Origin of the sequence: Vibrio sp. 1CM23M (genome assembly GCF_023161755.1) — a bacterium.
GTDB classification, from domain to species: Bacteria; Pseudomonadota; Gammaproteobacteria; order Enterobacterales; family Vibrionaceae; genus Vibrio; species Vibrio coralliirubri.
The window spans coordinates 430,373-443,729 of the sequence record NZ_JALNTR010000001.1 but is presented as its reverse complement, the minus strand read 5'-3'; the positions used below and the strand labels follow the sequence as shown (position 1 = coordinate 443,729).

9 protein-coding genes are annotated in these 13,357 nt (G+C 45.5%); 5 read left to right on the top strand and 4 right to left on the bottom strand.

Going from position 1 to position 13,357, the window contains the following annotated elements:
* Positions 1–148 precede the first annotated feature (148 nt).
* Positions 149–2,332, top strand: a complete 2,184-nt coding sequence (locus tag MSG35_RS01855; RefSeq protein ID WP_050632869.1) for a malate synthase G — start codon at positions 149–151, stop codon at positions 2,330–2,332.
* A 210-nt stretch (positions 2,333–2,542) separates the two neighbouring features.
* On the opposite strand, the gene MSG35_RS01850 is transcribed toward MSG35_RS01855, so the two are convergent.
* Together MSG35_RS01850 and MSG35_RS01845 are read right to left on the bottom strand one after the other, a co-directional pair.
* The gene (locus tag MSG35_RS01850; protein WP_248382625.1) at positions 2,543–3,970 is read right to left on the bottom strand and encodes an NAD-dependent succinate-semialdehyde dehydrogenase; all 1,428 of its coding nucleotides are present in this window, start codon (positions 3,968–3,970) and stop codon (positions 2,543–2,545) included.
* A gap of 216 nt (positions 3,971–4,186) precedes the next feature.
* Positions 4,187–4,975 carry an IclR family transcriptional regulator gene (locus MSG35_RS01845; RefSeq protein WP_017065657.1) on the bottom strand — a complete coding sequence of 263 codons (789 nt, stop codon included), beginning with the start codon at positions 4,973–4,975 and terminating at the stop codon, positions 4,187–4,189.
* 154 nt (positions 4,976–5,129) lie between these two features.
* Between MSG35_RS01845 and pta the strand changes: the two genes are divergently transcribed.
* On the top strand, positions 5,130–6,203 hold the full coding sequence (gene pta / locus MSG35_RS01840) for a phosphate acetyltransferase (RefSeq protein WP_248382624.1): 1,074 nt from the start codon (positions 5,130–5,132) through the stop codon (positions 6,201–6,203).
* Between the two features lie 69 nt (positions 6,204–6,272).
* On the top strand, positions 6,273–7,040 hold the full coding sequence (locus MSG35_RS01835) for a sulfite exporter TauE/SafE family protein (RefSeq protein WP_248382623.1): 768 nt from the start codon (positions 6,273–6,275) through the stop codon (positions 7,038–7,040).
* Positions 7,041–7,140: 100 nt separating this feature from the next.
* On the opposite strand, the gene MSG35_RS01830 is transcribed toward MSG35_RS01835, so the two are convergent.
* The gene (locus tag MSG35_RS01830) at positions 7,141–8,859 is read right to left on the bottom strand and encodes a cobalamin biosynthesis protein CobT (protein WP_248382622.1); all 1,719 of its coding nucleotides are present in this window, start codon (positions 8,857–8,859) and stop codon (positions 7,141–7,143) included.
* Between the two features lie 3 nt (positions 8,860–8,862).
* Positions 8,863–9,843, bottom strand: a complete 981-nt coding sequence (locus MSG35_RS01825; protein ID WP_248382621.1) for an AAA family ATPase — start codon at positions 9,841–9,843, stop codon at positions 8,863–8,865.
* Between the two features lie 250 nt (positions 9,844–10,093).
* Here MSG35_RS01825 and xsc point away from each other — a divergent pair, with 250 nt between their 5' ends.
* Both xsc and MSG35_RS01815 read left to right on the top strand, forming a co-directional pair.
* Positions 10,094–11,905 carry a sulfoacetaldehyde acetyltransferase gene (xsc, locus tag MSG35_RS01820; RefSeq protein ID WP_017057935.1) on the top strand — a complete coding sequence of 604 codons (1,812 nt, stop codon included), beginning with the start codon at positions 10,094–10,096 and terminating at the stop codon, positions 11,903–11,905.
* Positions 11,906–12,334: 429 nt separating this feature from the next.
* Positions 12,335–13,141: an FRG domain-containing protein gene (locus tag MSG35_RS01815; protein WP_248382620.1), complete on the top strand. Its 807-nt coding sequence runs from the start codon at positions 12,335–12,337 to the stop codon at positions 13,139–13,141.
* The last annotated feature ends 216 nt before the right edge of the window (positions 13,142–13,357 follow it).

Sequence of the window (13,357 nt, the reverse complement as noted above, 5' to 3'; positions counted from 1 at the left end):
TGTAGGGTATTTTTTATATGAATATCCAATATAACCGGCATAAATTAGCTAAATTCATGTCCGTTAAGTAAGTTTAAATCAGTAAAGTAAATTTGAGCTAGTCACGAAAATTTATTGAGTAGCCATCAATTAGTTTGAGAGAGATTTTATGAGCAGTCGTATTCAACAGGGAAGCTTGAACATTGATAGCACCCTCTACCAATTAATTAATGAGCAGGTGATTCCTGGAACAGGCATTGTCGCTGAAGACTTTTGGCAATCATTTGCAACCATCCTTGAAGATTTGGCGCCAAAAAATCGCGCATTGCTTATCAAGCGCGAAGATCTTCAACATCAAATTGACGTTTGGCACCAAGAGCGTGCCGGGCAAACGCTAGATCCTGTAGAGTACAAACAGTTCTTACAGCAGATCGGTTATTTGGTTCCTGAAGGCGATGACTTTCAAGTGACGACAGCCAGCGTAGAACCTGAGATCGCAACACAAGCAGGGCCGCAGCTTGTGGTGCCAATCATGAACGCACGCTTTGCACTTAACGCAGCCAACGCGCGTTGGGGCAGCCTATATGATGCGCTCTACGGAACGGACGTGATCAGTGAAAGTGATGGCGCGGAAAAGGGCGGAAGCTTTAACCCTGCTCGTGGCGCTAAAGTAGTGACTTATGCTCGTGAGTTCCTTGATGACGCAGCGCCATTAAACGGTGTATCTCATAAAGACGTCACCAAATATAGCATCAGTAACGCCAGCATCGGCAATAAACTAATAGCGACACTCGATAACGGCGAAGAAGTCACTCTCATTGATAGCGACCAGTTCATTGGCTATCAAGGTGATGCAAGTTCCCCTTCGTGCATTCTTCTTAAACACAATAATCTGCACATCGAAATTCAAATTGACCCAAGCGCGCCGATTGGTAGCGTTGATGTGGCAGGTATTAAAGACGTGTTGGTCGAAGCTGCCTTAACAACCATTATGGATTGTGAAGACTCGGTAGCAGCGGTTGATGGTGAAGACAAAGCATTGGCTTACCGTAACTGGTTAGGCTTGATGAAAGGTGATCTACAAGAATCATTAGAGAAAAACGGCAAAACCATTGTTCGTAACCTTAACCCAGATCGCCAATACACCAGTGTGACGGGTGGTGAGATTTCACTAAAAGGCCGCAGCATGTTGTTCATCCGTAATGTCGGCCACCTGATGACCAACCCTGCCATTATTGATGCCGAAGGTAATGAAGTGCCCGAAGGCATTATGGATGGCATGATCACTTCGTTAATTGCGATGCATGATTTAAAAGGCAACAGCGCGTACCAAAACTCGACTGCGAACAGTATCAACATCGTAAAACCTAAGATGCATGGCCCTGAAGAGGTGGCGTTCACCAATGAACTGTTTGGTCGCATTGAAGATGCATTAGGCCTAGATCGATTCACGATCAAAGTCGGCATCATGGACGAAGAGCGTCGTACTTCGGTTAACCTTAAAGAATGTATTCGTGCAGCTAAAGATCGTGTCGTGTTCATCAACACAGGTTTCTTAGACCGAACGGGTGATGAAATTCACACCAGTATGGAAGCGGGGCCTTTTGCTCCTAAAACACAACTGAAAACCATGACTTGGATTGGCGCATACGAAGATCAAAACGTTGATCTTGGCTTAGCTTGTGGCCTGCAAGGTAAAGCCCAGATAGGTAAAGGTATGTGGCCAGAGCCAGACAACATGGCGAAGATGATGGACGCGAAAATCGGACATCCACAAGCGGGTGCTAATACTGCTTGGGTTCCTTCGCCAACCGCTGCGACTTTGCACGCGCTGCACTATCACAAGGTAAGTGTACCAAGCCGTCAGAAAGAGCTTCGAGAGCGAGTGAGAGCCAATGTCGATGATATTCTTACTATCCCGCTACTTGGTAATCAAAAGCTGACTGCGCAAGATATTCAAAGCGAACTGGATAACAATACCCAAGGTATTCTGGGTTACGTAGTTCGTTGGATTGACCAAGGCGTTGGTTGTTCGAAGGTACCAGATATTAACGATGTCGGCTTGATGGAAGACCGCGCGACGTTGCGTATTTCAAGCCAACATATTGCGAACTGGTTACGTCACGGCATTTGCGAGGAAGCTCAGGTAATGAAAACCATGAAGCGTATGGCTGCAGTGGTGGACGAGCAAAACGCTGGCGACCCGAGCTACCGTAACATGGCGCCTGATTTTGAAAACAGCATTGCATTTTCAGCGGCGTGTCAGTTGGTATTCGAAGGCTGTGCTCAGCCTAGTGGTTACACCGAGCCAGTGCTGCACGCGATGCGTCTAAAACTGAAAGCGCAGGAATAGCGAAGCAACCGAATAACAAAAACAGAGAATGTAAAATACTAAAAAAAGAAACCCCCTTTAACCGAGCCCAAGGTGCCGCGCTTTTATAGCGCGGCTTTTTTTTGATTTATTTTTGTGGCGGGAAGGGGGGAGAATGGGGCAGGTTAGTGCTCACTAAGACTTAATTATTTCCGAGCCCTAATCACTGCCAGAACTTAGTTACTGCCAACCTTATTTTCTGCCAAAGCAAAGATACTTAATGTCCATGTACTCATCGATGCCTTCTTTCGCACCTTCACGGCCAATACCTGATTGTTTCACGCCACCGAAAGGCGCGACTTCGGTTGAGATCAGGCCATCATTAATACCGACCATACCGTACTCAAGCGCTTCTGCAATGTTCCACACTCGGTGGATGTTCTGACTGTAGAAGTAAGACGCCAAACCATAAATCGTATCGTTGGCCATCTCGATAAGCTCTTCGTCCGTGTCGAATTTCATCACAGGCGCGACTGGGCCAAAGATCTCTTGTTGAACGATGTCCATGCAGTGTTTTACATCTTTAAGAACAACTGGTTGAATGAAAAGCCCATTAAGCTCCTGAGTTGGCGTGATAGGCGCAGCACCTTGTTCAATCGCTCGGTTTATCAAAGCTTGGATGTTGTTCTTCGCGTTCAGGCTGACAACAGGTCCAATCGTGACACCCTCATCTAAACCGTTACCAATCTTAAGCTGTTGAACCGCTTGATCGAATTTAGCCACAAACTCATCGTACACTTTACTGTGAACGTAGAATCGGTTTGCACAGACACATGTTTGGCCTGCATTACGGAACTTCGACGCCATTGCGCCTTGCACGGCAGCATCGATGTCAGCATCGTCAAATACAATAAAAGGTGCATTGCCACCGAGCTCCATAGAGGTGCGCTTGATGCCTTTTGCTGCTTGAGCCATCAAAATACTGCCCACACGGGTCGACCCAGTGAAAGAGATTTTTTTGATAAGCGGATGCGAAGTGAATAGATTGCCCACTTGTTCCGGGCTTTCACCAAGAACGACTTGAAGTAGATCTTTAGGGATACCCGCTTGATAAGCCAATTCAACCACAGCAAACGCGGAAAGCGGTGTCTCATCCGAAGGTTTCACGACAAAGCTACAACCGGCTGCTAAGGCAGGAGCCGCTTTACGAGTGATCATTGCAATCGGGAAGTTCCATGGCGTAATCGCACATGCGACACCAATAGGCTGCTTGATGGTCACCAAGCGTTTGCCTGCAACTGTGCTCGGAATGGAATCACCATAAGTGCGCTTCGCTTCTTCTGCAAACCACTCAATGAAGCTCGCGCCATACACCACTTCGCCTGTCGCTTCGGCTAATGGCTTACCTTGTTCAATCGTCATGATTCGAGCAAGGTCATCTTTGTTTTCGAGGATCAACTGGTGCCAGCGATGAAGTAGTGCAGCACGAGATTTAGCAGGAATTTTTGCCCACTCTTTTTGCGCGACATGAGCTCGTTCAATCGCGCTCGATAACTCTGTTTCTGATGATATCGGTGCGTGCCCGATGAGTTCACCCGTTGCTGGGTTTGTGACTGCAACTGCGTTGTTCGCTTCTGTCACCATAAAAGAGAGTAAGTGCTGGTTATCAATGTTTAGCATCGTGATTCCTTTGTCGTGATTACTTTAGACGTGTTGCTGATGTGCGGGTTAGCGAGTGTTCAGATCACTTCGACCAAATGTTCATTAGTCGCAGATTGTGGTGTTTAATTCGATAGTTTTGAAGCCCTTGTTTACGCAAGCATTGTTTACCAAAGTAGGGCTTTCTAAATCCATGATCAGCTAAGTCATGGACTTCGAAATTCTCTAAGAAAGTGCTTACTGCTGACTCCAATTATCAGCTTCGATCTTCGCTAGCGCTTTTGCTGCTTTTTGAAGTGCGGGCAAGAATTTTATTGCTTCGTCCGGTTTCACTCGAATCACAGGTGCTTGTATCGCTAAGCCTAGGTTTGATTGACCTGTTGGGGAGGGTATCAACACAGCGATACAGACTAAGCCTGGCAAAAACTCTTCATCATCAATAGCAAAACCTTGGATTTTCGCTTCTTCGATGTCTTTCTCTAGAGTCGAATAGTCGGTAATCGTGTTTACGGTGTATTGAGTCAGCGGCACATTTTCAATTAATCGTCTGCGCTGCGACTTAGACATGTGTGCTAAAAACAGTTTGCCAGTAGCCGAGCAGTGCACGGGAACGCGAGAGCCGGGGTGCAGGTGAAAGCGGAGTGGGGCTTCAGTTTCTGCACGATCGAGATAGATGATTTCACCACTTGAAAGAGCTGTCAGGTTACAACTCTCACCGACTTCTGCTCTTAGATTTTCAAGGATGGTGCGTCGCGCGCTGTGCATGGTGCTATTCAAAAGCAGGTTTTCGGCAAGTTTTCTGAGTCGGATGCCTGAGCTGTAGTGCTTTTCGTCGCCGTCTCTTTGAATGATGCCTGCGGCTTCTAACTGCTGAAGCATTCGGTGCAGCGTGGGTTTTGGTAATCCGGTCTCTTCGACTAAACCTTGCAGAGAAATAAACTCGTCTTTTTGCGCTATCACCTCTAATAGTGCAAAAAGTCGGAGGGTCGGTGTATCCCCTTGAACTTGCGGTGTTTCTGTTTGCATACAGTGATTCATCCTTGCGATATGTCTATGCCTAAGAGTGTACATACCAAATCATTATTCTTCAATTATCTGAATAAAATTTGACCTTTTTTATTATTCCAATAATATAAATGTAAATTATGGAACAATTAATCTCAATAAATGGAACTTAAAGATGAAGGCGATTGAACGGATTATTGATAAAGCTCATTTAGATCGTAAGCGTGTTGTTTTGAGTGAAGCGGAGGACCCGCGAGTGCTAGCTGCTGCAAGAATGGCAATCGATAAACAGCTCGCTCACATCACACTCGTGGGCGATGAATCGGCGATCATCGCTGCTGCAGAACTGCATCACATTAACCTAGCTGGCATTCATATTGTTTCTCCACAGGCGTCGTCACTCAAAGAGGTGCTCGCTGAGCGGCTGTATACATTACGAAAAGTCAAAGGCATGACTTATGACGACGCCCTAGAGCTGGTTCAAGATCCACTTGTTTTTGCCAATTTGATGGTAAGGGAAGGGCTGGTCGACGGCACGGTCAATGGCGCGGTTTATACCACGTCTGATGTGGTGCGAGCGGCGCTGCAGATTATTGGGCCAGCGCCAGACAGCGAATTGGTGTCGAGTTTCTTCTTGATGATGTTGTGTGAGCCTTTCCATAATCTTAAAGGCGGCATGATTTTCAGCGATTGTGGTTTGGTGATTAACCCTAATGAAATCGAGTTGGCATCGATTGCTGTGGCCGCATCAAACAGTGCTCAGACGCTACTGATGGAAGAGCCTAAGGTAGCGATGCTGTCGTTTTCGACTAACGGCAGTGCCAAACACGAATCGGTCGATAAGGTTCGTAATGCCGCTCAACTCGTGAAACAACGTTGCCCTGGAATCGCGGTCGATCAAGATGTCCAACTTGATGCGGCGATTGTCACTGAAATAGCGGCGAAGAAATTACCTGATTCACAGGTGAAAGGTCAATCTAACGTGTTGATATTTCCTAACTTAGAAGCAGGTAATATCGGTTATAAGCTTGCGGAAAGGCTAGGTGGGGCAGTTGCGATTGGCCCGTTGCTGCAAGGGTTAAATCAACCAGCGAATGACTTGTCCAGAGGCTGCAGTGCCGAAGATATCTTTAATGTCATTGCCGTTACCGCGGTACAAGCGCAGCAAGGGAAAGCGTCTGATTCTAAGGCTGACTCTGAATCTGATGTTGAAGAAAGAGAAGAGTCAGAGTTTGAATTCCGGTATTAACACTCGTTGCTTAAACTAACGCTGATATGCGCTCATATTTACCCCCAAACAACCTAACTAGGATAGCTAATGGAGTTACCTGTTTTACTCGCCATTCTTGCCACCATTGCGGTAGGTACTTATTTCCAAACTGTTACTGGATTTGGTCTCGGTATCATCGTGATTGGGTTAACGGTCAGCCTTAATTTGGTATCGCTGCCAGTTATTGCTGCGGTGGTCAGTATTGTGACCTTGTTCAATTGCTTGGTGGCGTTGATGGGTAAGCCACTGCTTGGGGAACTCAAGATTCTGGTGGTGTTAGTCATCGGTATTATTCCCGGCGTATCGATGGGCGTGTACTTACTGGATGAGTTGAGCGAGTCTGCAACCCAAATCCTAAGAGGGTTATTGGGTGCCATGGTGTTGTTCGCAGGCTTGAGCTTTATGTTTAAACCTAAAACCAGAACGGTCCGTTCGGCAACCGTATCTTTCCTTGTCTCAGGATTTAGCTCTGGGTTAGCGGGTGGGTTATTTGGGATGGCAGGCCCACCGATTGTTTATCATCTCTATCGGCAACCTTTTACACTCGATCTGGTGCGAAGCACACTGCTGATGGTTTTCGCTTGTACGTCGATGTCCCGGACGGTCAATGTCTATGCGGCAGGCGACATGGAACAGAGCATACTGTGGTTATCGGCTATCGCTGTTCCTTTGGTGGCACTTGTCACAATGTTTGCTCGACGTTTTCCACCACCGTTGTCCAATGATCAACTCAGAAAGCTAGTGTTTACAGTGTTAATGCTGATAGGCGGATATTTGATGGCTGTCTCTGCATGGTCGTTGCTTGCTGTCTCTTAGCTACTTGTTATATATCAGTTTCTTGCTACCTATTAAGAACATTCCGATAAAAGGCTAGCGGCCTGCTAGCCGATACTTCACTGCTCACGACCTATATCTCCTAACGCTTTAGCATCTCAAAGATGTTCCTAGATAGCCCAAACAAGCAGCTCTCTTGTACGTCCAAGGTAATGTTGCTGCGATAGTACGGGCTCAAATCCACGCCCATTCCCACGCCATGAATCTCAATACCGTTTTTGGTCGACTCACGTTCAATCACTTGTTTGAGGTGGTTATCCAAATAGAACTGATCGTTGGCGGTGCTGGTGGCGGTATCCATCGGGCAGCCGTCTGAGAACACAATCAAAACCTTTCGCTGGGCGGTGTGTTGCTGCAATCGATGGCTAGCGAACTGCACCGCTTCGCCATCAATCCCTTCTTTAAAGATGTCGGCTTTACGAAGACTGGCAATACCAAGTCGAGCGCGTCTCCAATGTGTATCAAAATCCTTGAATACAATATGACGAACTTCGTTTAGGCGGCCTGGGTGTTTCGGTTGGCCCTGTTTAAGCCACTGCCGGTAAACCTTGCCACCGTTCCAGTTATTGGTAGTAAAGCCAATAATCTCGAAAGGGATGTTGGCTAGTCCAACGGATTTGAGAATTGTATCCATCAGTAGGCTTATCTTGTGGCTGTGCTTTTGCATTGAGCCTGAGCAGTCCATCAAAAATGTGATGGCACATTGATGAGATGTACCGATGTCAGGCTGATAAAAGACAGTTCGATCCAATGGCGATGTGACGAGCTTGGTGATGGTAGTGGCGTTAACAATGCCTTCTTCTAAATGGTCCTGACGTCGGTTCCTCTGTGGTGTGGCAACAAAGCTAGTAAGCATAGCGGCTAAACGGCGAGTGTTTACTTGTCTCGCCATGATGTCATCGGTGAGCTTTTGTCTCAGTTCGAGTAATAGGGCGCGCCTGACGAGTTTGTCTGCCGTGATGACTTGATCAAATTCTGAATTGAAGACCTGATAATTGGCGCCCGACAACTCGAATACCTTGCTACTGCCTGTGATGTCGGTATCGACGTCTTGATCTTGAATGTCACCATCAACGATAAGGGCAAGCTGCGCTAGGATCTTGATGTCTTCCTCAACCGTTGGTGTCGGCGAGTTATTACTCTCTTGCTCTTGGTTAATGAGCTCTTGTGCTAGAGACGCAAGCTCATTGGCGCAGTGTGCAAACTGTTGTTGGTCGGTTCTATGTTGTTTTAAGCGCTTCAGGCTATGCCCAAAAGTAGGCACGATGCCTGCGCGAGTCGATTCAATGGTCTCAGCGATAGGTTCCGAAACAGGAACGCCAGTTAAGCGGGTGTGGATCACTTGCATTAGAGTAAACAGCAACATGCCTATTCGTGATTCGGTAAAGCCATTTTGATGATATTGGTCGCTCCAATACGCAAAGTTAAATTGGATACTGGTGGTCACGCCTTTTAGATAAGGCGGGACTTGCGATTCAATTCGTACCTGTTCGCAGAAGTCGTAAAGCAAACGTTCGACTTCGTTTTTCGGTCGCAATGAGTAATGGAGGTCAGCGTCTGAAAGCAATAATCGCAGTGCCGATGAATCGATCTTGCCTTGCATCGATAGCTTGCTGATTTTCAGCTCATGACGAGATACAAAGGTGAGATCGTTGGTGTGAGCAGACTGGTAATAACAGGGCTTATTGCCTTTATAGAGTCGTTCTCCCCGATAGTTCAGATCGAGTTCACCACTGATTGCTCTGGCGACAGACACACCAATATCGAGGATCTTTTTCTGCTGGGAAGAAACATTGGCCATGGTTTACGACTCCGAGTGCGAATAGTTTTGATTATGCGCTTCCAAGGCTTCACCAAAGCAACGGAAATAGTATTCGCTAACCAGTTCTTTCTCTTCGTCTTCGCAGCGATTTAAGAATGAGAGCCTAAATGCCGTCGCTACATCGTCGAATATTTGGATGTTTTCAGCCCAAGTGAGCACTGTTCGCGGAGACATAACCGTCGATAAGTCGCCCGCCCTAAATCCATTTCGCGTTAAACCGGCGGTGGCGATCATTTTCTCTACTAACTGCTGACCGCTCTCATTGTTTAGCTCAGGGCGCTTTGACAACACGATCTTAGTTTCATGTTGTGGATCTAAATAGTTAAGCATGGCGATGATGTTCCATCGGTCAAGTTGGCTATGGTTAAGTACCTGAGTACCGGAATACAACCCCGAGAAATTGCCCAACCCCAACGTGTTACAGGTAGCAAACAGGCGGAAAGAGGGGTGAGGCGTGATCACTCGGTTTTGCTCTAAAGAAGTGTATTTACCGTCTTGTTCTAAGAGTTGTTGAATCACAAACATCACATCAGGTCGTCCTGCATCGTATTCGTCTAATACCAGAGCGATGGGTTGCTGGATGCTTTGTGGAAGAATGCCTTCTTTAAACTCTGTCACCTGCATTCCATCTTTAATGACGATGCTGTCCTTTCCTATGAAATCCAACCGACTTAAGTGCCCGTCTAGGTTGATCCTTAAACACGGCCAGTTCAATCTCGCAGCGATTTGCTCAATGTGGGAAGACTTGCCCGTTCCGTGTGTACCTTGTATCAACGTGCGGCGATTAGAGGTGAAACCCGCTAATATCGCTAGTGTTACTTCAGGATCAAAACAGTAGTTAGGATCGACCTTGGGTACATACTCTCCCGCATGTTCAAACGCCAGTACGGTTAGGTTGCTGTCGATGCCAAAACACTCTCTCACACTTACAGGTTGTGTTGGTATCAATTCCGCATCATTCATTTCTCTTCCCTCTTATGCCGCGATGGGCGATATGTCATCGATTATTAACAGCTCACTCTAAGTTAACGGCACTTTTTGTACGAAAAACTATCAATAATGTGATCCAGTTTTATTAATTAGAATGAATTGTTCCAATTTAATATAAAAAGTTGACGCACAAAAAATCTACTACTAAGGTGAAAATGAATTCAAAAAAGAGACAATTCATTCCGAAAAATGAAATTTTGGTTAACTCAAGGAGAATGGAAGAATGAGTGAGCAAGAAAAACGTACGGTTGTTTCCGGCACAGTAACAATGACACCATCAGAAGCGTTCGTTGAAACTATGGTTGCTAATGATGTTACCGACATGTTCGGCATCATGGGGTCAGCATTTATGGACGCAATGGATATCTTTGCTCCTGCTGGCATTCGATTGGTCCCAGTAGTGCACGAGCAAGGCGCTGCCCACATGGCAGATGGTTACTCTCGTGTATCTGGTCGCCACGGTGTAGTCATCGGGCAAAATGGCCCAGGTATCAGTAACTGTGTAACAGCAATTGCAGCTGCGTTCTGGGCACATAGCCCGGTCGTAATTGTGACGCCAGAGACAGGCACTAAAACAATGGGCTTAGGTGGTTTCCAAGAATGTAACCAGCTTCCAATGTTCCAAGAGTTTACTAAGTATCAAGGACACGTAACGCACCCAGACCGTATGGCGGAATACACAGGCCGATGCTTCGACCGTGCGATGAGTGAAATGGGGCCAACTCAACTGAATATTCCTCGTGACTACTTCTATGGTGAAACTCAAACCGAGATCCCTAAACCTGCGCGTTTAGACCGTGGTCCGGGTGGCGAGAAATCTCTGAATGAAGCGGCAGACCTGATTGCTGAAGCGAAATTTCCAGTCATCATCTCTGGTGGCGGCGTGGTTATGGCTGATGCCGTTCAAGAGTGTGCAGCATTAGCAGAAAGACTAGGTGCACCTGTAGTGAACAGCTACCTGCACAATGACTCTTTCCCTGCTAGTCACCCATTATGGTGTGGTCCTTTAGGCTACCAAGGTTCGAAAGCAGCAATGAAACTGATGGCTCAAGCAGATGTGGTTATCGCTTTGGGTACACGTCTTGGTCCATTTGGTACCTTGCCTCAACATGGCATGGACTACTGGCCGAAGAACGCGAAAATCATTCAGATTGATGCAGACAACAAGATGCTAGGTCTGGTTAAGAAGATCTCAGTTGGTATCTGTGGTGATGCAAAAGCAGCAGCGGTTGCTCTATCTGAAAGATTGGAAGGCCGTGCACTGTTGTGTGATGACAATAAAGGCGCTCGCCAAGACACCGTCGCAACAGAGAAAGCACTTTGGGAAAAAGAGCTTGATGAGTGGACTCACGAACGTGACTCTTTCAGCTTGGATATGATTGAAGAAAACTCTCACGAGACTCCGTTCTCTGGTGGTGAATACCTACACCCGCGCCAAGTATTGCGTGAGCTAGAAAAAGCGATGCCTGAAGACGTAATGGTCTCGACGGATATCGGTAACATCAACTCGGTGGCGAACAGCTACTTACGCTTTGAAAAACCACGTAGCTTCTTTGCTGCAATGAGTTTTGGTAACTGTGGTTACGCGTTCCCGACCATCATTGGTGCGAAAGCAGCGGCACCTCATCGTCCAGCTATCTCTTATGCAGGCGACGGTGCGTGGGGCATGAGCCTGATGGAAACCATGACATGTGTTCGTCATAACATTCCTGTGACAGCCGTGGTATTCCACAACCGTCAATGGGGTGCTGAGAAGAAGAACCAAGTCGACTTCTACAACCGACGCTTTGTTGCTGGCGAGCTGGATAACCAAAGCTTTGCAGAGATTGCACGAGCTATGGGCGCTGAAGGTATCACGGTTGATAAGCTAGAAGATGTAGGTCCAACTCTGCAAAAAGCAATCGACATGCAAATGAACGAAGGCAAAACAACCATCATTGAAATCATGTGCACTCAGGAACTGGGCGACCCGTTCCGCCGAGATGCACTATCAACGCCGGTTCGTTTCCTAGATAAGTACAAAGACTACGTATAAGTCATAGGAAGTTTGCTCGACCAAAGCAGTCTCGTGAATACTAGATAAAGAGTTATCGAGAATGTGGTCGGGCAAACAAATTAAGCTCTAACACTAGCCATTAATTTTAAATTAGATGATGAAACAGAATGGCTCAGCGACCGAGTGGTTTTCAAAGACTCTTAATAGTGCTGTTATCTAAGTATTGGGTCATATATTTTTATTATTTCGCTCTAAATATTAGAGCCCTAATGAAATAACCAAGATGAATAGGTGCTCGGTTTCAGTAATAGAGGCTTATCAATAATTATTATGAGCTACTTTTAAATAGTAATTACCGATAAGCCGATAGAGTTATTAGACTTTAGTCTGTGTATTTTATTATATGTCAGTTTTTAACGAATAAATTTCAATTTAGTTATTTATATTGTCGAGTGGTTGGAACCAAATATGAACAATAAATGTTATATAAGCACGCTCGAAGAACTGTATAAAATAATTGATTCATTAATGAATGAATGCAGTGACCAACGTGGTTTGATGTATAACGTGTGTGATTATGAAAATAATAATCTAATGCCAAGTTTAGGCCGTTCCAATCGTAAGAACATACGCCGTGTCGAACAAGAGTTGCTTTCAACAGTGAGAGTTTACGGTGGTCACTCGCTGAGTTCTAACGACATAAATGACTGGTTATTGATGTGTTTAGCCAAAAAGCAGGGCTTTCCCACCCGTTTACTGGAATGGACCGATAACCTGTTAAATGCACTTTGGTCGGTGTGTCACAGCCAAAGTAAAGACTGCATAAACATAATTAAAGCTATTGATTATCAGCGGGTTAGTGTTTTTAGTTCGCCGTGTGATCTCAACAAAACTCAGATATTTAATGTGGTGGATTGCGATCAGCAAGAGCCACGTAAGGACAAGTGGTATTCCATTCACCCATTTAAGGAAGGTGGCAATGATGCCATTCAGCCTTTGTACGATGAGAAAGAATATTCAAACGGTCTAGTGTCCGTTCATATTCTTCCATCAGTGAAAGTAAACCTGATAAAGGAGTTAATATCCATGAATGTTTTAAATGAACCGACAGAGTATGTCGAAGAGAAACTGACGGATTTAAAAAACGAAGCACATGCAAATAACAACCAAGTAATAAATAAAGGTGACGGCAATATCGAATTGCAAGTTAATACTCATGATCGTCAACTTGAACAGTATGGTCGAAAGTATCATCAAGACTTTGATTTCGACTAAAGGCTAACACGTTCTAATTTAATTACACCTCTTATATCGTGAGTGAAAAGTTGAGTAAATAAAATTAGAACACTAATTAATTTATAAAAAGATGAAATCTGTGAGCTTAGAGATTGTTTATAACCTAACTCGAAGTTAGAGTGATGAATCTTGTTATCAAGTTGTTAAATTTTCACAGATCTAGTTTAAACACTCTAATAAAAAAGTGGCGCAAAG